This is a genomic window from Sphingomonas plantiphila (assembly GCF_046000505.1).
In the GTDB taxonomy this organism is placed as follows: Bacteria; Pseudomonadota; Alphaproteobacteria; order Sphingomonadales; family Sphingomonadaceae; genus Sphingomonas; species Sphingomonas plantiphila.
In genome coordinates this window covers 2,341,199-2,359,827 of sequence record NZ_JBELQC010000001.1, presented here as the reverse complement: position 1 = coordinate 2,359,827, position 18,629 = coordinate 2,341,199, and the positions used below count along the sequence as shown (strand labels likewise).

The 18,629-nt window shown below is 67.5% G+C and carries 16 protein-coding genes; 9 read left to right on the top strand and 7 right to left on the bottom strand.

Annotation, left to right across the window (positions count from 1 at the left end):
- The first annotated feature begins 1 nt into the window (after position 1).
- The 8 genes from ABS767_RS11240 to ABS767_RS11205 all read left to right on the top strand — a co-directional run bounded on the left by ABS767_RS11240 (position 2) and on the right by ABS767_RS11205 (position 11,044).
- On the top strand, positions 2-682 hold the full coding sequence (locus ABS767_RS11240) for a FliH/SctL family protein (protein ID WP_408078435.1): 681 nt from the start codon (positions 2-4) through the stop codon (positions 680-682).
- Between the two features lie 126 nt (positions 683-808).
- A complete protein-coding gene (gene fliF / locus ABS767_RS11235) occupies positions 809-2,431 on the top strand; it encodes a flagellar basal-body MS-ring/collar protein FliF (protein ID WP_408078434.1) in 1,623 nt (540 codons plus the stop codon).
- Positions 2,432-2,442: 11 nt separating this feature from the next.
- Positions 2,443-2,802, top strand: a complete 360-nt coding sequence (gene fliN / locus ABS767_RS11230; RefSeq protein ID WP_408078433.1) for a flagellar motor switch protein FliN — start codon at positions 2,443-2,445, stop codon at positions 2,800-2,802.
- Between the two features lie 16 nt (positions 2,803-2,818).
- A complete protein-coding gene (locus ABS767_RS11225) occupies positions 2,819-4,090 on the top strand; it encodes a sigma-54-dependent transcriptional regulator (RefSeq protein WP_408078432.1) in 1,272 nt (423 codons plus the stop codon).
- 16 nt (positions 4,091-4,106) lie between these two features.
- Positions 4,107-6,188 (top strand): flagellar biosynthesis protein FlhA, encoded by a 2,082-nt coding sequence (gene flhA / locus ABS767_RS11220; protein ID WP_408078431.1) that lies wholly within the window; start codon positions 4,107-4,109, stop codon positions 6,186-6,188.
- A gap of 3 nt (positions 6,189-6,191) precedes the next feature.
- On the top strand, positions 6,192-8,252 hold the full coding sequence (locus tag ABS767_RS11215) for a flagellar hook-length control protein FliK (RefSeq protein ID WP_408078430.1): 2,061 nt from the start codon (positions 6,192-6,194) through the stop codon (positions 8,250-8,252).
- Between the two features lie 11 nt (positions 8,253-8,263).
- The gene (locus ABS767_RS11210) at positions 8,264-8,920 is read left to right on the top strand and encodes a flagellar hook assembly protein FlgD (RefSeq protein ID WP_408078429.1); all 657 of its coding nucleotides are present in this window, start codon (positions 8,264-8,266) and stop codon (positions 8,918-8,920) included.
- A 267-nt stretch (positions 8,921-9,187) separates the two neighbouring features.
- Positions 9,188-11,044, top strand: a complete 1,857-nt coding sequence (locus ABS767_RS11205) for a putative bifunctional diguanylate cyclase/phosphodiesterase (protein ID WP_408078428.1) — start codon at positions 9,188-9,190, stop codon at positions 11,042-11,044.
- A 16-nt stretch (positions 11,045-11,060) separates the two neighbouring features.
- On the opposite strand, the gene pobA is transcribed toward ABS767_RS11205, so the two are convergent.
- The 7 genes from pobA to ABS767_RS11170 form a co-directional block, all read right to left on the bottom strand.
- On the bottom strand, positions 11,061-12,230 hold the full coding sequence (gene pobA / locus ABS767_RS11200) for a 4-hydroxybenzoate 3-monooxygenase (RefSeq protein ID WP_408078427.1): 1,170 nt from the start codon (positions 12,228-12,230) through the stop codon (positions 11,061-11,063).
- A gap of 23 nt (positions 12,231-12,253) precedes the next feature.
- Positions 12,254-13,201, bottom strand: coding sequence for a Gfo/Idh/MocA family oxidoreductase (locus tag ABS767_RS11195; RefSeq protein WP_408078426.1), 948 nt, complete (start codon positions 13,199-13,201; stop codon positions 12,254-12,256).
- A gap of 129 nt (positions 13,202-13,330) precedes the next feature.
- The gene (locus ABS767_RS11190) at positions 13,331-14,221 is read right to left on the bottom strand and encodes a class III extradiol dioxygenase subunit beta (protein WP_408078425.1); all 891 of its coding nucleotides are present in this window, start codon (positions 14,219-14,221) and stop codon (positions 13,331-13,333) included.
- Positions 14,221-14,643: a protocatechuate 4,5-dioxygenase subunit alpha gene (ligA, locus tag ABS767_RS11185; RefSeq protein WP_408078424.1), complete on the bottom strand. Its 423-nt coding sequence runs from the start codon at positions 14,641-14,643 to the stop codon at positions 14,221-14,223. The genes ABS767_RS11190 and ligA overlap by 1 nt, the downstream gene beginning before the upstream one ends.
- Positions 14,640-15,659, bottom strand: coding sequence for an amidohydrolase family protein (locus ABS767_RS11180; protein ID WP_408078423.1), 1,020 nt, complete (start codon positions 15,657-15,659; stop codon positions 14,640-14,642). The genes ligA and ABS767_RS11180 overlap by 4 nt, the downstream gene beginning before the upstream one ends.
- Positions 15,656-16,519 (bottom strand): NAD(P)-dependent oxidoreductase, encoded by an 864-nt coding sequence (locus ABS767_RS11175; RefSeq protein ID WP_408078422.1) that lies wholly within the window; start codon positions 16,517-16,519, stop codon positions 15,656-15,658. Before ABS767_RS11175 ends, ABS767_RS11180 begins: the two co-directional genes overlap by 4 nt.
- A 52-nt stretch (positions 16,520-16,571) precedes the next feature.
- Entirely contained in the window at positions 16,572-17,780 is a 1,209-nt protein-coding gene (locus ABS767_RS11170; RefSeq protein ID WP_408078421.1) for a LysR family transcriptional regulator, read from the bottom strand.
- Between the two features lie 117 nt (positions 17,781-17,897).
- On the opposite strand from ABS767_RS11170, the gene ligK reads away from it, so the two are divergent.
- On the top strand, positions 17,898-18,572 hold the full coding sequence (gene ligK, locus ABS767_RS11165) for a 4-carboxy-4-hydroxy-2-oxoadipate aldolase/oxaloacetate decarboxylase (protein ID WP_408078420.1): 675 nt from the start codon (positions 17,898-17,900) through the stop codon (positions 18,570-18,572).
- The last annotated feature ends 57 nt before the right edge of the window (positions 18,573-18,629 follow it).

Below are 18,629 nucleotides of genomic sequence, written 5' to 3'. Positions count from 1 at the left end.
CATGGACCTTTCCTTCAGCACCAGGCCGTTCGGGTTCGACCGTGTGTTCACCACACGCGAGACGACTTGCACGGTCGAGCATGACTCGCTGTCCCAGACGATCCGGATCGAAGCGCTCGAAGACGAGATCGCGCATCTGCGCCGGATGCAGAATGAGGAACTCGCCCGCGCCCGGGCCGACGGGTTCCAGGCGGGGCTGGATGCCGCCCGCAACGACCGCGAAACCGCTCTGCTCGCCGCGCTCGACGCGCTGCAGGCGGGAGTCGAGGGGATCAGCGACGAGCGCGCGGGCTTCCAGGCCGATACCGCGCGCGAGGCGGCAGAGCTGGTGATGGCGGTGGCCGAGCACCTTGCCGGGCATCCGCTGCTCTCCTGCCCCGCCCAGGCCATCGACGATGCGATCGGAAGAGCGCTGTCGCAGGTCGCGCGCGGCACCGAGCTGACCGTGCGGGTCAATCCCGACATGGCCGAGCAGATCGAGGAGCGGATCGCCCAGCGCCAAGCGAATGATCGCCGACGGCTGAACCTGCACATCGCCCATGACGCCACGCTCGCCCCCGGCGACGCGCGGATCGAATGGGACGAAGGCGGACTGACGCTCGACCGGTCGGCGCGCGAGGCCGCAGTGCTGCGCGAACTCGGCAATCTTTTCCCCGCGGCGCCGGTAGCGGACGCCGCCTGACCTCCAGCCGTGCCCCGTTGCTTTCGGGGTGCGGCAATTTTTTCCTACCGGCAAAACCTGCCGCCCGTCCCGCATCTATAATTCAGCCATGGGGCACTTCTCCCCGGATCGCTGATAGGGTGCATCTTGGAGCAGGTTAAAGGGCTGATCGCGCAGCTGGGAACCAGGCGGCTCGCCATCATGGGCGGCGTTGCCGCGCTGATCATGGCCGCGCTGGCGATGGTCGCGCTGCGCGGCGAAACCGCGACCATGGGGTTTCTGTATACCGATCTCGACCCCGCGGGCGCCGCAGCGATCACCGAGAAGCTGAAGGCGCAGAACGTCCCGTTCGAACTGTCCGCCGACGGCACCGCGGTGATGGCGCCGGTCGACAAGCTCGCCGAGCTGCGCATGGCGATGGCCGGAGAGAAGCTGGGCGGCAAGATCGGCTATGACGTGCTCGACGAGGAACAGCCGTTCGGCGTTTCGGCGAGCCGCGCCAAGCTCAACGAGACCCGCGCGATCGAGGGCGAGCTGGTCCGGTCGATCCAGAGCCTGGACGCAGTCAGCAGCGCGCGCGTGCATATCGTGATGCCAGAGCGCGCGATGTTCGCCGCCGAGGCACGGCCCGCCACCGCTTCGGTCACGGTCAAGACCAAGGGGCGCCTGCCCGCCGAGACGATCCAGGCGATCCGCTATCTCGTCTCCTCCGCCGTCCCCGAACTGTCGCCTGAATCGGTGTCGATCGTCGACCAGTCGGGCGCCCTGCTCGCCCGCGCCGGCGAACAGGGCTCGGCCGGCGGCGGCAGCATGGACGAGCGCCAGGCCCAGATCGAAAGCAAGATGCGCGAGGAGATCGTCGCGCTGCTCGAGCCGATCGTCGGCCAGGGCAAGGTCCGCGCCGAAGTGGCCGCGCAGATCGACCGCGACGCGACCCGCGAGGAATCCAATGTCTTCGATCCCGACAAGCAGGTGATCGCGCGGCAGGTGACGGTCGAAAGCGACGACCAGTCGCGCGAGAACAGCGAGGACCAGGCCGTCACCGTCGGCAACCAGCTGCCCGAGGCGCAGCAGGCGCCGGTCGGGGGCGCCGGCGGCGATACCCGCCAGCAGTCGCGCAAGGAAACGTCCGAGGACACCACCTACGCCAACAGCTCGACCCGCAGCATCGTCTCGCGCGAGCCGGGCAAGGTCACCCGGCTGTCCGTCGCGGTCACCGTCGACGGCGGCGCGAAGGGCCTGCCCGAGGCGCGCAAGCAACAGCTGACCCGCCTGGTCGAGAATGCCGTGGGCATCGATGCCGAGCGTGGCGACAGCGTGGTGGTCGAGAGCATGGCCTTCGCCGCGCCTGCCGATCTGGCCGATACCCAGCCCGCCTGGTGGGCGCTGCTGACGTCGGACCAGGTCGTCGGCCTGCTCAAGCTGGTGCTGGTCGCGATCGTCGGGCTGGTGGTGCTGCGCATGCTGCGTACCCGCGCCAACAAGGACGCCATCGCGGCCGGGGCGGATGAGGCGACCATGCTGCCCAGCGACCGCAACGCCGAGATGCTCGCCATCGCCCAGCAGGCCGCCGATGGCGATCCCGAGGCACTGAAGCAGCTCGAGGCGATCCAGGGGACGCAGCCCGAGGTGCCGCTGCTCGACCATGAAATCACGCTCAGCAATGTCGACGGCCAGGTGAAGGCTTCGCACTTGCGCAAGGTCGGCGATCTGGTCGCCGGCAACGCACCCGAAGCCACGGCAGTGATCCGCCAATGGATGAACGCATGATGGAGACTCCCATGTCCGAAAACGCCGATCCCGTTCCCAATCAGGAGATCGCGCCGGTCGCCGATAGCGAGGCCTCGCCCGCGTTCGAGGAATTCGGCAGCGACACCCCCGCGGTCGATCCGGGCCGCAACGGCCCGCTGACCGCAGTCAACGAAGTGCCGGTGCGGGTGCAGGCGGTGCTGGGACGCGCCCGCGTGCCCGTGGGTGAGCTGATCCGGATGAAGTCGGGCATGGTCCTCGAACTGGACCGCCGCGTCGGCGAGCCGGTCGACGTGTTCGTCAACAACCGGCTGGTCGCCCGTGGCGAAGTGATGCTGGTCGATCATGCGCTCGGCGTCACCCTGACCGAGATCGTCCGGCAGGACGGCTGACATGCAGGTGCGCCTGATGATCGTCGGAAGCAGGACCGGCGCCTTTGGCGAGGCCGCGCAAATGGCGCGCGACCTGGGCGCCGAAGTGACGCTTGCCGAATCCCCCGCCACCGCCCTCGACCAATTGCGTGAAACCGGAGCTGGCCTCGTGATGATCGACGTCGATACCGATGTGCCCGAATTCATGAAGACGCTGCAGATCGAGCGGTTCGCGGTGCCCGTTCTCGCCTGCGGGATCGACGCGTCGGCCGACCGCGCGGTCGCAGCGGTGCGCGCCGGTGCGCGCGACTATATCCCCCTGCCCCCCGATCGGGACCTGATCGCCGCGGCGATCACCCAGCTGGCGCAGGTCGACACCAGCGATCTGATCGGCGACGATCCGGCCTTTCGCAGCGCGCTCGACTTCGCCCGCGCGATGGCGCCGGCGCACGCGCCGATCCTGATCACCGGCGAACGCGGCACCGGCAAGGAACGCGTCGCCCATACCGCGCATGCCGCATCGGGCCGCCATGGCTTCGTCACCGTCGAATGCGCCGGCGTCGCGGCGAACGTGCTCGAATCCGAGCTGTTCGGCCACACCGCCGGTGCCTTTGACGGCGCGCGTGCGGCGCGGCGGGGCGCGTTCGCCACCGCGCGCGGCGGAACGCTGTTCCTGCGCGATATCGATCGCCTTCCCGCGCCGCTGCAGCTGCGCGTGCTCGAAGCGATGAGCGAGGCCGACGCGCCCAATGTGATCGCCAGCAGCACCCGCCGCCTCAGCCTGTTCGTCGAAGCCGGTGAGTTCCGCAGCGACCTGCTCGCGCGGTTCGCGCTGGCGACGGTTGCGCTGCCCCCGTTGCGTCAGCGCGGCGGCGACATTCCGCTGCTCGCCACCGCCTTCGCGATGCGCTTCGCCGCGATGCAGGGCCAGCCTTCGCCGCTGATCGACCCGGCCGCCGAACGCCTGCTCGTCACCTATGAATGGCCCGGCAACGTCGCCGAGCTCCAGGAGGCGATGCACCGCGCCGTATTGCTGTCCCCCGACGGCTATATCGGGCCCGACGCGATCGTCCTGGCCGATGGATCGCGGATCACCGCCCCTGCGCCCGCCGCAGGCCGCCCGGTGATCTCGTCGCTGGTCGGACAGACGGTCGAGGAGGTCGAACGCGCGCTGATCCTCGAAACGCTGGAGCGGTGCCAGGGGAACCGCACCTCGGCCTCGCAGATCCTGGGAATTTCGGTGCGCACGATGCGTAACAAGCTGAAGGCGTTCGTCGAGGCGGGCATCCCCGTCGTCCCGGCCGCCTGACGGAGACTGAACGGGCATGGACGCTATCTCCGCCTTTCTGAACCGCGTCGGCGCCAGCCGCGACATCGCGCTGGCGGTGGGCGTCGTCGCGATTATCGGCATGCTGATCCTGCCGATGCCGGGCTGGCTGCTCGACTTGGGACTGGCGCTGTCGATCACGCTGTCGGCGATGATCCTGATGACCGCGCTGTTCATCGAAAAGCCGCTCCAGCTGTCGTCCTTTCCAACGATCCTGCTCATCGCGACGATGCTGCGGCTCGGCCTCAACCTCGCCTCGACCCGCCTGATCCTGTCGCACGGTCATGAGGGGCCGCATGCGGCGGGTGGCGTGATCGCGGCGTTCGGCGATTTCCTGATCGGCGGCCAGATGGTGATCGGGCTCACCATCTTCGCGATCCTGGTCGTCATCAACTTCGTGGTGATTACGAAGGGTGCGGGCCGCATCGCCGAGGTCGCCGCGCGCTTCAGCCTCGACGCGATGCCGGGCAAGCAGATGGCGATCGACGCCGACCTGTCAGCGGGCATGATCTCCGAGGAACAGGCACGCGCGCGTCGCACCGAAGTCGAGGCCGAGAGCGGCTTTTTCGGGTCGATGGACGGTGCGTCCAAGTTCGTGAAGGGCGACGCGATCGCCGGGCTGCTGATCACGGGCATCAACGTGCTCGTGGGACTGATCATCGGCGTTGCGATCCACGGGGTGGATATCGGCACCGCATTCCAGAGCTATACCCTGCTGACCGTCGGCGACGGCCTGGTGAGCCAGATCCCGGCGCTGATCGTGTCGACCGCGGCGGGCCTGCTGGTGTCGAAGGGCAGCCAGGCCGGCAAGACCGGCGCTGCGCTGGGCGAACAGCTCGGCCGCTATCCGCAGGCGTTCGGCATGGTCGCGGTGCTGATGGGCCTGCTCGCGCTGATGCCCGGCCTGCCCTTCATCCCCTTCGCCGCCTTTGCCGGCGGGTCGGGCTATGCCGCCTGGTATCTGTCGAAAAAGGCGAAAGAACAGGCGCGGGCAGCCGCCTATCAGGCCGAAGTCCAGGAAGCGCAGACCGCGGCGGAGGTCGAGGAACCGATCTCGCGCACCCTCGCCATCGACGCGGTGCGCATCGAGATCGGCTATGGCCTGCTGCCGATCATCAACGACGCGGCGCGCGAGCCGCGCCTCGACGATCAGGTCCGCGCGCTGCGCCGCCAGATGGCCACCGAATATGGCTTCGTGCTGCCATCGGTGCGGATCATCGACAATATGGGCCTCCAGGCGAACCAGTACGTCATCTACATCAAGGAGACCGAGGCAGCGCGCGGCGACATCCGGCTCGATCGCCTGCTGGTGATCAATCCCGGCGACGGCCCGGCGGGCATTCCCGGCGAACCGACCCACGAGCCGGTGTTCAACCTGCCCGCACTGTGGATCGATCGCGAACTGCGCGAAGAAGCCGGTTTTCGCGGGCTGACCGTGGTCGATGCCGGGACGATCATCACGACCCACCTGACCGAACTGGTCAAGGATAACATCGCCGACATGCTGAGCTATACCGAGGTGCAGAAGCTGCTCAACGACGTGCACACCGAATCGGCCAAGCTGGTGGCGGAGATCATCCCGTCGCGCATCTCGATCTCCGGCGTGCAGCGGATCCTGCAGAACCTGCTCGGCGAGGGCGTGTCGATCCGCGACATCCCCACGATCCTGGAGGGGATCGCGGAGGCTGCGCCAATCACCGGCAATCTCACGCAGATCACCGAACATGTGCGCGCCCGCCTCGCGCGGCAGATCTCGGCGGTGCAGGGTCGTGACGGGGCGATTCCGATCGTCACCCTGTCGCCGCACTGGGACACGGCATTTGCGGAGAACATCGTCGGCCAGGGCGACGACCGGCACCTCGCCATGCCGCCGTCGATGCTGCAGAGCTTCATCGCCGCGGTGCGCGAGACCTATGACCATCTGGCGAGCAACGGCGAGATCCCCTGTTTGCTGACCAACCCGACGATCCGCCCGTTCGTGCGCAGCGTGATCGAGCGGGTGCGCCCGGCCACCGTCGTCCTCTCGCAGAACGAGATTCACGCCCGCTCGCGCGTCCGCGCCCTGGGCACGATAGGCTAAGCCATGCGACCGGACGCGCCGGCTGGCCTCTATGAAACGATGATGGTGCCATTCCTCCAGCCCGTTTCGATTCCGGCCTTTGTCGGTGAAGGCCAGATCAGCCCGGAACACCAACAGCCGGTCACGGGGCTGCCCGCCTTCGCGACCTTGCTGGGCAGTGCCGCGCCGATCCTGCCGGTCGCTGCGGCGGAGGCGGCGCCCGAGACACAAGCGCTGGTGTCCGCGTTTGCCAGACCGCTGCTGATGACGGCTGAGACCAAGGCGAGTGCGGTTCCCGACGCTATGCGAGCGGCAGAGGGCGTCACCCCGCTCCGCGCGGCTGCCACGCAACTCTCCCCGCTTTCGGACGTGCCCGAGACACCTGATAGCGTCGCGGTCCAGATCGCCCCGGATCGGCGCTCTGCGTATGCGCTTCCGATAGTCGACAGTTCAGTTGCCGCCACGGCCGTCGACGCACCGCTGGTGCGTCATGTGACGACCGGGCCGATCGCAGCGGACGTGGCACCGATCCAGGTGGCTGCGCCGGGGATGACGCAATCTGCGGATCGACCCGAGCCGGTCGGCGCTTCCGATGGGGATGCGATCGCACCGATGCTGCCGATCGCCCCGACGGAGGCGGTCGATACGATGGCACCAGTCGATAAAACGGGGCCGATCGACCCGGTCGATAAGACAGGGCCGGTCGACACGATCAACGCGGTGGCGGCGAGCGAGCCGATCGTTATCGATCCGGCGCGCAGACCGATCCTTGCGCCCAGCGCAGCCGATCCCGAGCCGGCAGCAGATGCGCCTGCGCCCGTGCGCGTTGCCGTCGATGCAAATCCGCAACCTCCGGTCGACCGCGCCGCCACCGGTGCTGCAGCTCTGACGCCGCCGGCCCCGGCGGATCGTGCGCCTGCCGCCGCATTGGACGGGCTGACCGCCCAGCAGCGACCTGTCGAAGCTGAACAGAGCAGCCCGAAGCGTCCGTGCACGGTGTCCCCGAAGACGGCACCTGTCGCCGGCCCCCCTGCCCCACCGAACGACCAGCCGGTCGCCGAGATCAAGCGGCCTATCAGCGGCACGGCGTCGGGGCCCGAAGCGCCGATGCTCAACGCGCAGATTTCCGGTGAGGGACAGGCAGAAACAACGCAGGCCGCGAATGACGATAGCGCGGCACCGATCCCGAATCCGGTCGTGATCGACGCCGTTGTTCCACAGCCGGCTCCAGCCGCGCCGGTCCCGTCCGGATCACCGCAACCCGACGCACTGGCGCTGGTCGCCGAGGCTCCGCTCCCCGATAGCGTCGCGGCACCGCGTGCGGCAGGCGAACCGGCAGCGCCGGCGCAAAGCGAGGGGATCGCGCCCCGTCTGGCGACCCCGGCCCCGCAGGATGTCGCGAGCGTGGGCGACGCGCCGGCTGCCCCCGAGGCTCAGCCGATTGGACATGCGGCGCACGCCGACGCGCAGCGCAGTAGCGCGACCGCTTCAAGCCAGGCGGGTCGCGATCATGGCGAGGGTGGGCGGCAGCCGGCCGCCGCACCGGCGGTCGCGCCAGCGCCCGCTACGCCACCTGCCAGCGCTCCCGTCGTCTTCAGCCAGCTGATCCCGGACACCGATCCGCTCGGCGCCGCGCAGCCGGCCGAGCCGCGCGCGCGGGCAGCCGCAGTCGGTGAGGATGTTGCCGTCGCTATCGTTCGGCATGTCGAGGCGGGATCCGACGATCTGCTCGTCATCCGGCTCGATCCGGGCGAACTCGGCCGGATCGAAGTGCGGCTCAAGGTCGAGGACGGGCAGCGCCTGTCCGCCGAGTTGACCGCCGACCAGCCGGCGACGCTCGACCTGCTCCGTCGCGACTCCGACAGTCTGAGCCGCGCGCTCAACGATGCAGGCTTCCGCACCGAGGGGCAGAGCCTGCGCTTCGACGGACGCGGCACGGGTCAGGGCGGCGAATCCGGGTTCGGCCAGCAGGAACGCCGTACCGCTCACCGCGCCTATCTGGGCGAGGGCGAAACCGCCGCACCCGCCGCATCCGTCCAACCCATGCAGGTCCGCAGCGCTGGCCGCATCGACCTGTTCGCCTGAAGGAGCCATCCATGGCCGTCGACACCATCTCCGGCAGCGGGAACGCCGCCACGACCCAATCCAGCGCGCTGTCGAAGCTCGCGACGGACTCGACCATGTTCCTGCGCCTGCTCACCACGCAGATGCAGAACCAAGACCCGCTCGACCCGATGGACACGTCGGAATATACCGCGCAGCTCGTCCAGTTCTCCCAGGTCGAACAGTCGATCCAGCAGAATGCGACGCTGAAATCGATCCTGTCGGCATTGTCGTCCGACGGGCTGCTCAGCGCCGCCCCCGCGGTCGGCAAGATCGGCAATTTCGCCAGCTCCGATGCCGGGCTGACGGCCGACGCGCCGGCGCGCTGGTCCTATGTCGCCGAGCGCCCGACGGGCCGGGTCATCGCCACCATCCTCGATGCGAGCGGGAAGCCGGTTCACACGATCGACCGCACCGACGCGACCGGCGAGATCAGCTGGGACGGCACGTTGGCCGATGGCAACACCGCCCCGCCAGGTATCTACACGTTGTCGATCACGGCGACCGATGCGGCGGGCGGTGCCGTTCCGGTCGGGATTTTCGCGCGCGGTACGGTGCGCGAGATCACGCAGGACGCCTCGGGCATGGCGTTCATGGTCAATGGCGTGACCTATGGCGCGAACATGTTGCTCAGCCTGGCCACCGAATAATCGCTCGCGCCGAAACCGGCGCATGCTTCTTGCCTCTATAGTCAATTCGGATCGCGGCCGCGGTAAGCCTTCCCCCCTGCTGGCAGGCCGTACCGCGATCCAACGGCTGCCGATCTTGAGAGTCCGTTAAGATCGCATCGGGTATCCCGCCTCACTGGAACCCCGATGTCACACGCGTTGCCTTCCTTGTTCGCTCCGGATCCGCGGTCTCTGCCGCTCGCGCAGTATGAACAGCTCCGCCAAAACGTTCCCTGGCTCTACGGGCTGTTGATCGCCAACGGCATTTCGCTCTCGATCACCCACCAGCGAGCTGCGCCCGTCCTGCTCACCCGATGGCTGCCCGCGGTCCTTATCGCCGTGGCATTCTTGCGGCTGGTAGTGTGGCTACGCGCCCCGCTCGCCGAATCGCTTTCGGAAGCCGAGGCCGATACGCGCATCGCCCGCACGCAGATTCTCGCCTTTGTGATCGCAAGTGTCTTTATCGGATGGACGATCGCGCTCGACTGGTCGTCGAACGGCGTCAGCCGCGATCATGTCGTCGTCGCCGTTGCGGCGACGATGTTGAGTTGTCTGCTCTGCCTGATGCAGGCGCCGAAAGTGGCGGGAATGGTCGCGACGAGCGTCGTCGTGCCGTTTTTCATCTATTGCCTCACGCTGGGCAGCCTGTCCGCCATAGTCATCGCAGCCAATATCGCACTGGTCGCCGGGGTGGTGGTCAAGGTGCTGGGCGGTTCGCACCGGATGTTCGTCGATCTCATCCGCTCGCAACAGGCGCTCAGCGAGGAGCGCCATCAGGCCAGCCGACTGAGCGACGAAAACCAGCTGCTCGCGCATACCGATCCGCTCACGGGCCTGCCCAATCGGCGCCACTTCTTCGCCCGGCTCGACGCGTGCCTCAGGAAACGCGAGGCCGAGACGCAGGCGCAGTTCTGCGTGGGGGTGCTCGATCTCGACCGGTTCAAGCCGATCAACGATACCTTCGGGCATGCCGTCGGCGACAAATTGCTCGGCGAGATCGGTCGGCGCCTGTCGGCCTATGCCGCCGACGATCTGCTGATCGCGCGGCTAGGCGGGGACGAGTTCGGCGTGTTGATCGACGGCGGCGGTGAGAGTGCCTGCCGGCGGGTCCAGGCGCTGCGCGAAGCGGTGTGCGCGCCGGTGACGATCCAGGACGCGGTGCTGCGTGTCGGCTGCTCGGTCGGCCTGGCCTCCTATCCCGACGCCGGCCGCAGCGCGCATGCGCTGTTCGACCGGTCGGACTATGCGCTGTACCACGCCAAGTCGCACGAACGCGGCCAGTGCGTCATCTTCTCCCGCGAACATGAAGCGCTGATCCGCGACGAACATCGCCTGGAAACCGCGCTGCGCCATGCCGATCTGGATGGCGAATTGAGCCTGGTGTTCCAGCCGATCTACGAAGCGCGCGGCATCGGAATGACCGGGGTGGAGGCGCTGGCACGCTGGCAGTCGCCGATCCTGGGTCAGGTGGCGCCGGACCGGCTGATCGCGATGGCCGAACGGCTGGGCATGATCAATCAGATCACCCGCATCCTGTTCGCGAAGGCGCTGGCCGAACTTCCGCGGCTGCCCGACGGGATCGGCATGAACTTCAACCTGTCGGTGCACGACATCGCTTCCCCGGAAACGGTGCATGACCTGATCGGCATGATCGGGGAAAGCGGGATCGATCCGCGGCGCCTGACCTTCGAGATCACCGAGACGGCCCTGATGTCGGATTGCGCGGCGGCACGCGCCACGCTCGGTCGACTGCGCAAGCTCGGCGCGCGTGTCGCGCTGGATGACTTCGGCACGGGCTATTCCAACCTCGGCATGCTGCACCAGATCCCGCTCGACGTGCTCAAGGTCGATCGCAGCCTGGCCGCGGAGATGACCACGCCATCGGGCCGCGCGATGATCGCCGCGATCCGCAGCCTCGCGCAATCGCTCTCGCTCGAGTGCGTGATCGAGGGGGTCGAGAACGACGCCCAGCTTGCGGAGGTGTCGCTGCTCGGCTGTCGCTATGCGCAGGGCTATCTGCTCGGACGCCCGATGCCGATGGGCACCTTGTTGCGCGCCGTCCGCGAAGATCGGCGGCATGCGCAACCCGAAAGCGCCGCCGCCTGAGGGGATTGCCGGTCGCCTATAAGGGCAGCCCGACATAGTTTTCGGCGATCGCGGTCTGCATCGCGTTCGAACTGGCGACGTAGTCCAGTTCCGCCGCTTGCATGCGATGCTCGAACGCGCCGTCTTCGGGGAAGCGGTGCATCAGCTTGGTGAGATACCAGCTGAACCGCTCCGCCTTCCAGATGCGCGCCAGTGCCCGCGCCTGATAGCCGTCCAGTCCCGCCTGCTCATTCGACAGCGTCGCCGCGATCAGCGCTTCGGCCAGATAGGCGACATCCGATGCGGCCAGGTTCAGTCCCTTCGCCCCGGTCGGCGGAACGATGTGCGCGCTGTCCCCCGCCAGGAACAGGCGCCCGTGGCGCATCGTCTCGAACACATAGCTGCGCAGCGGGGCGATCGACATCTCCAGCGCGGGTCCGCGCGTGACGCCGTGTTGGCTGATCGGGTCGAACCGTGCGGACAGCTCGTCCCAGAGCTTTTCCTCGCTCCAGTCCTCGACCCGGTCGGTCAGCGGTACCTGGATATAATAGCGGCTGCGCGTCTTCGAGCGCATCGAGGCGAGCGCGAAGCCCCTGTCGGTGTTGGCATAGATCAGTTCGTCATGACAGGGCGGCACATCGGCGAGGATGCCGAGCCAGCCGAAGGGATAGACGCGCTCGAACTCGCGGACCGCGCTCGCCGGGATCGCCTTGCGCGAGGGGCCGTGGAAGCCGTCGCACCCGGCGATATAGGCGCAATCGATGCGCCGCGTCTCGCCGTCCTTCACATAGGTCACGAACGGCGCGTCGGTTTCCAGATCGTGCAGCGCGACGTCGCCCGCCTCGTACACGATCTCGAGTCCCCGCTCCGGCGCGGCATCCATCAGGTCGCGGGTCAGTTCGGTCTGGCCATAGACCATGACGTGCCGACCGGTGAGCGCGGTGATGTCGATGCGGATCAGCCGGTCGTCGGTGGCGAGGTTGAACCCCGCCTCGATCAGACCCTCCGCATTCATCCGCGCGTCGATGCCAAGACGCGTCATCAGATCGGTGGTGATCGTCTCGAGCACGCCGGCGCGGATGCGGCCGAGCACATAGTCGGCCGACGCGCGTTCGACGATCACGCAATCGACGCCTGCCTGACGCAGAAGGTGGCCGAGCAACAGTCCAGACGGACCTGCCCCAATAATCGCGACCTGGGTCTTCATACCGATCTTCCCGAAACGAGGTGTCAGCGCGTGGCGTTGAGCTGCTGCTCAAGGTCATGCAGCACGCGGTAACAGGGCAGCACCTGCGCAACGCTGGCATTGGGTTCGCGCCCTTCGCGGATCGCGGCGATGAACTCGCGGTCCTGCAGCTCGATGCCGTTGGTCGACACCGCGACGCCTGACAGATCGACCGGCTCCTCGCGCCCGGTGACCAGATCGTCATAGCGTGCGATCCAAGTCCCGTTGTCGCAGATGTAGCGGAAGAAGGTGCCGAGCGGCCCGTCATTGTTGAAGCTGAGCGACAGCGTGCAGATCGCGCCGCTCTCGGCCTTCAATTGTATAGACATATCCATCGCGATGCCGAGTTCGGGATGAATCGGCCCCTGGATCGCATTGGCGGCGACGATCGGCCCGGCCTGATAGGCGAACAGATCGACGGTATGTGCGGCGTGGTGCCACAGCAGATGATCGGTCCAGCTGCGCGCCTCGCCCTTCGCGTTCATGTTCTGGCGGCGGAAGAAATAGGTCTGCACGTCCATCTGCTGGATCGACAGGTCGCCCGCGGCGATCTTGTCGTGCAGATACTGGTGGCTGGGGTTGAAGCGGCGAGTGTGGCCGACCATCGCGGTGAGGCCGGTCTCCTGCGCCTTGGCCAGCACAGCCTCGCCGTCCGCCACGCTGTCGCACAGCGGGATTTCGACTTGCACATGCTTGCCCGCATCCATGCACTGGATCGTCTGCGCGGCGTGCATCTGGGTGGGGGTGCACAGGATCACCGCGTCGAGACCGGGCTGTTCCAGTGCTTCGGCAAGGTCGGTGGTGGCGTGCGGGATGCCGTATTTGGCCGCGACCGCCTGGGTCGGTTCGAGCCGGCGGCCGACGACCGAGATCACCTCGACCCCGTCGATGTTCTTGAGGCCGTCGAGATGCTTTTCGCCGAATGCGCCGGCGCCTGCGAGTGCGATTTTCATGACTAACTCCCTCTCCCCTTCAGGGGAGAGGGCCGGGGAGAGGGGCAGTCCTCCCGATCCGGCCCAACGCTGAAAATTGAAGGACTGCCCCTCTCCCAACCCTCTCCCCTGAAGGGGAGAGGGCTTTGATTATTCCGCCGCCTGCGCGAACCCACTCCCAGCCATATCCAGCCCTTCGCCATTGTCGGGGCGCAAGACCAGATGCCCGATCGCGGTGTTCGAGCACGGGACGTGATAATGGCGGTGCAGCGCGGCGGTGCGCTTGCCGAGTGCGCCGCGCATGATGAGCCACATTACCATCTCGATCCCCTCGCTGCCGGTCTCGCGCAGATATTCGATGTGCGGGATGCGGCGCAGATGATCGCTCTCGCCGATCAAACCGTCGAGGAACATGTTGTCCCATTCGCGATTGATCAGTCCGGCGCGCTGCCCCTGAAGCTGGTGGCTCATGCCGCCCGTGCCCCAGACCTGGACGTTGAGATCCTCCGGGAAGCTCGCCACCGCACGCGCGATCGCCTCGCCCAGCGCCCAGCAGCGATTGCCCGAGGGCGGCGGATAGGTGACGACGTTGACCGCGAGCGGGATCACCTTGCACGGCCATTCGGGGACATCGCCGAACATCATGCTGAGCGGCACGGTAAGCCCATGGTCGACGTCCATCTCGTTGATGATCGTCATGTCGAATTCGTCGAGGATCAGGCTCTGCGCGATATGCCAGGCGAGATCGGGGTGACCGTGGACGTCCGGCACCTTGCGCGGGCCCCAGCCCTCGTCGGCGGGAGCATAACGCTCGCCGCAGCCGATCGCGAAGGTCGGGATGATCTTCATGTCGAACGCGCTGGCGTGATCGTTATAGACCAGGATCACGACATCGGGCTTCTCGGCCTTTTCCCATTGGCGGGTCCAGTCGTACCCGGCGAAGATCGGGCTGAAGTACGCGTCGCGATCCTTGCCCATGTCGTGCGCGACGCCGAGTAGGGGGACGTGGCTCGACGCCACGCCTGCGGTAATGCGGGCCATCAGCGCGCCTCCTTGATCGAGCGGACGCCTTCGGGCGAACGTCCGCCGGAATTCATCATCGCCTGATAGTCCTCGACCGACATGCCGGTCATGGTGCTCACCGCCTGGACGAAGCTCAGACCATCGGTCGAGAACACCTTGGCGAGGAAGTAGATGTTGCCGCCAAGGTCGAGCAGGCGGTTGTAATCGCGGTCGAGCACCGCCTGTTTCTGCTCCGGCGTCATCGGCCAGTCTTCGAGATAGGCGCGCTCGTCCGCCTTCCAGCGTTCGCGGTTTTCGGCCTTCATCAGGCTCATCGCGAACTGGTTGAGGTGATAGCCCTTGCGCGCCCGCGCGGCGGTATAGACACGCGTGCCGGGGATATCCTCGAACTCGGCGAGATATTCGTGGATGTCCTGCTTGTCGGGATCTTCGGTGATCACAGCCCGCGCTCCTTCAGCTTGGTGTCGAGACGCGGGAAGACGCGGCGGGCATTGCCGGAAAAGATCGCGGCGCGCTCGGCGTCCGAAATCTCGAGCGCGTCGACATAACGCTTGGTGTCGTCGAAATAATGGCCGGTGGTCGGATCGATGCCGCGCACCGCGCCGACCATTTCCGATCCGAACAGGATGTTCTTGTTCTCGATCACGTCGGCAAGCAGGTCGATGCCCGGCTGGTGATAGACGCAGGTGTCGAAGAAGATGTTGTTCATCAGATGGGTGTCGAGCGCCGGCTTTTTCAGCATGTCGGCCAGGCCGCGATAGCGCCCCCAATGGTACGGCACCGCGCCGCCGCCATGCGGGATGATGAAGCGCAGGGTCGGGAAATCGGCGAACAGATCGCCCTCCAGCAATTGCATGAAGGCGACGGTGTCGGCGGCGAGGTAATAGCCACCGGTCGCATGCATCGCCGGGTTGCAGCTGCCCGAGACGTGGATCATCGCCGGGACGTCCAGCTCGACCATCTTCTCGTAGAAGGGATACCAGTAGCGGTCGGTCAGCGGCGGATGGGTGAAGTGCCCGCCGCCGGGATCGGGGTTGAGGTTGCAGCCGATGAAGCCGAGTTCGGCCACGCAGCGCTCGAGCTCGGCGATGCTCGCGGTCATGTCCGCCTTGGGCGATTGCGGCAGCATGCACACGCCGACGAACGTCTCCGGGAACAGTCCGACCACGCGTGCGATCAGGTCGTTGCAGCGTCGCGCCCATTCGATCGCGACGGCTTCGTCCCCGACGTGCGGCGCCATTGCCGAGGCGCGGGGCGAGAAGATGGTGAGGTCGGCGCCGCGCTCCTTGATCAGGCGCAGCTGGTTCGCCTCGATCGTCTCGCGGATTTCGTCGTCCGATATCTCGGGATAGGGCGGGCATGGCGTCCCGGCCTTGAACGCCGCCTTCTGCTCCTCGCGCCAGGCGTCGTGCGCCTTGGGCAGCACCGTATAATGACCGTGGCAGTCGATAATCACGCGGCTTGGTCCTCTTCCTTGGTCTCGATCGCGGCGAGTTTCGCGGTCAGTCCTGCAGGTGGTGCGACGCCGAGTGCGCCGAGCGCGCGCTGGCGCTGGATCGTGCCGCGCGTGACGGCCGGGTCGACACCCAGTTCGGCCAGCGTCTTCGCCACCTCTTCCATCTCGGCCGCGCGGCGCGTGCCGTGTGCGAGCATGCGATCCAGATTATAGTCGGCGCGTTCGGTCCAGGACTGTTCCTTCCAGCTCGCATCGAGCGAGGCGAGCACCGCCTCGCGCACGCCTGCGCGCTCCGCGGCGAGAACGCACTCGGCGGTCAGCGCCTCCAGCCCCTTGACCATCACCGATCGGATCATCTTGATCGCCGACGCGTCGCCGACCTGCGGCCCGGCAACCGTGACCCGGGTGAAGCCATAGGCACGCAGCGCATCGGCGGCGGCATCCGCATGCGGCCCCGCGACCAGCAGCGGCACGGCGAGGCGTGCGGGCAGCACCGGCGCCATCACCGCGACATCGACATAGCGCGCGCCGGCCGCCTCGACCGCGACGGCTGCCCGGCGCTTGGTGCCCGGGGCGACGCTGTTCATGTCGAGCCACAAGGCGCCGGATTTCAGCAGCGGCGCGCAACGTTGCGCGGCGGCGAGCGCCTGATCGGCGGTGACGAGGCACAGGGCGAGGTCGGCCTGCGCCAGCGCGCCCGCCGGGGTCGCCGACCAGCGCACACCCGCGCGTTCGAAATCGGCGATCTTGGTGGGACGGGTTGCAGCGTCGTCGGTCTTGATGTCGAACGCGGCAACGCCGGGCCGGGAGAATGCCTGCCCGGCCTCGCCAAATCCTACCAGAGACGTCGCGTCGATCATGGGACCATGAAGCGGGGTTACGCCCGATGGTCCAATCGGATTGCGCCGAGAGCTATCCGTTTTCCTGAATTCTTGTACTTCGAGACGCCCCGCGAAGCAGCGCGATCATGCGCGCCTGGGCGCGGGTGGGCCGCCAGTTGGCGCGGGTGCTGATGCCGATCGTGCGCACCGCGCCGGGCAGGTTTGGGCCGATGCGTTCGAGCATCCCCGCCCCCACCTCGAGCGCGACCTGATCGGGCGACAATAGGGTCAGCAGGTCGCTCTGAACGAGCAGACCGCGGATCACCATCACCGATCCGCACTCGATCGGCACGGGCGGCAGGTCACGCCCGGCAAACAGCGCCTCCCAATGCGCGCGCAGCGGCGTGCCGACCGGGCCGACCACCCAGGATTGCGCGGCAAGCGTATCGAGGTCGACATGAGCCGTCGCGAGGGGGTGTCCGCGCCTGCCGAAGATGGCGAGATGGTCGGTGAACAGCGGGACCTGCTCCACGCCCGGCGGGCAGTCCTCGCGCAGCGCGCCGACCATGATGTCGATGATGCCGTCGAGCAGCGGATCGACCAGCTCGCGCCACGATCCCTCGACCACATCGACCACGGTGCGCGGCTCTTCGGTCAGGAACTGGGCGAGGCTGTGCGGGAGCAGCAGCGCGCGGCTGAGCGGCATTGCGCCGATCGCGATGCGCCCGCCTTCATCATCGTCGCCGCGCGCTTCGGCGATCCCGGCCGCGATCTCGCCGGCGGCAAGACGAACGCCGCGCGCCAGCGCCCGCCCCGCCGGGGTCAGCACCATGCCGCGACCGCGACGCTCCGCCAAAGGGGTGGCGCACAGCTGTTCGAGATCGCGGACCGCACGGTGCACCGCCGGCTGCGACATGCCGCTCGCCTCCGCGGCGCCGACAAAGCCCTGCGCGTCGGCAAAGTGCAGGAACGCGTCCAGCTGGGTGGCGGTCATCAGCATTTCGGGGCGCGCAAAGCCGCGCGTGCCCCCGCGTGCCGAGCGGCGGGTGGCGGCGGCGAGCTGCCCGAAGGCACGCCCCGCCCGATCCGCGAGCGCCGTGCCCGCGGGGCTGGGCGTGACACCATCGGAGTGCCGGTCGAACAGCGTGACGCCGATCTGTTTCTCGAGCTTGGCGAGGCCCTGGGTCAGCGCGGGCTGCGAGAGCCCGACCGCTTCGGCTGCGCGATTGAGGCTGCCCTGCGCGATGACCTGGCCGAGCGCGCGCAGATGACGCAGGTTGAGATCGAACGGGCGAATCATTCCGCAGACATATCAGAATTTCTTATGGCCGCGCGGGTTTTCAGATAAAGACCGCATCGCCAAACAACGTTACACCCGCACCCCGCCCGTTTCACTCTGTCCCTCGGGAGATGTCCAATGTCCGCACGCGTCGTGCAAACTATCCAGCGCACTCCGATAGACATTGTCGACGGGCTCGCCGAACCCGGGGTCGCCACGGTGCACGAGGCGCAGGGTCGGATCGGCCTGCTCGCCCATCATATGCGTCCGATCTACGCGGGCGCGCGGATCGCGGGCAACGCGGTGACGATCTCTTCCCCGCCCGGCGACAACTGGATGGTGCATGTCGCAATCGAGCAGTTGCAGGCTGGCGACATCCTCGTCCTTGCGCCGACGTCGCCCTGCGTCGATGGCTATTTCGGCGACCTGCTGGCGACGAGCGCGATGGCGCGCGGGTGCCGGGGGCTGGTGATCGACGCGGGCGTGCGCGATGTGCGCGACCTGACCCAGATGGGCTTTCCGGTCTGGTCGAAGGCGGTGTTCGCGCAAGGGACGGTCAAGAATACGCTGGGGTCGGTCAACGTCCCGATCGTCTGCGCCGGTGCGGCGATCGAACCGGGCGATGTGATCGTTGCCGATGACGATGGCGTGTGCGTGGTCAAGCGCGCCGATGCCGCCACAGTGCTGGAGGCGGCGCGAAAGCGCGAGGCGGCCGAGGAGGCCAAGCGCAAGCGGCTGGCGGCGGGCGAGCTGGGACTCGACATCTATGACATGCGCCCCCGCCTCGAGGAGATGGGGCTGAAGTATGAGTGAGGCGGCGAGCCGCACCGGACGCCCCTGCCTCGGGCCCCCTCCACCGCCTTCGGCGGT

Coding starts and splice junctions, on each gene's coding strand:
- ABS767_RS11240 (WP_408078435.1), top strand. CDS start 2: ATGGACCTTTCCTTCAGCACCAGGCCGTTCGGGTTCGACCGTGTGTTC.
- fliN (WP_408078433.1), top strand. CDS start 2,443: ATGTCCGAAAACGCCGATCCCGTTCCCAATCAGGAGATCGCGCCGGTC.
- ABS767_RS11225 (WP_408078432.1), top strand. CDS start 2,819: ATGATCGTCGGAAGCAGGACCGGCGCCTTTGGCGAGGCCGCGCAAATG.
- flhA (WP_408078431.1), top strand. CDS start 4,107: ATGGACGCTATCTCCGCCTTTCTGAACCGCGTCGGCGCCAGCCGCGAC.
- ABS767_RS11215 (WP_408078430.1), top strand. CDS start 6,192: ATGCGACCGGACGCGCCGGCTGGCCTCTATGAAACGATGATGGTGCCA.
- ABS767_RS11210 (WP_408078429.1), top strand. CDS start 8,264: ATGGCCGTCGACACCATCTCCGGCAGCGGGAACGCCGCCACGACCCAA.
- pobA (WP_408078427.1), bottom strand. CDS start 12,230: ATGAAGACCCAGGTCGCGATTATTGGGGCAGGTCCGTCTGGACTGTTG.
- ABS767_RS11195 (WP_408078426.1), bottom strand. CDS start 13,201: ATGAAAATCGCACTCGCAGGCGCCGGCGCATTCGGCGAAAAGCATCTC.
- ABS767_RS11190 (WP_408078425.1), bottom strand. CDS start 14,221: ATGGCCCGCATTACCGCAGGCGTGGCGTCGAGCCACGTCCCCCTACTC.
- ABS767_RS11175 (WP_408078422.1), bottom strand. CDS start 16,519: ATGATCGACGCGACGTCTCTGGTAGGATTTGGCGAGGCCGGGCAGGCA.
- ABS767_RS11170 (WP_408078421.1), bottom strand. CDS start 17,780: ATGATTCGCCCGTTCGATCTCAACCTGCGTCATCTGCGCGCGCTCGGC.
- ligK (WP_408078420.1), top strand. CDS start 17,898: ATGTCCGCACGCGTCGTGCAAACTATCCAGCGCACTCCGATAGACATT.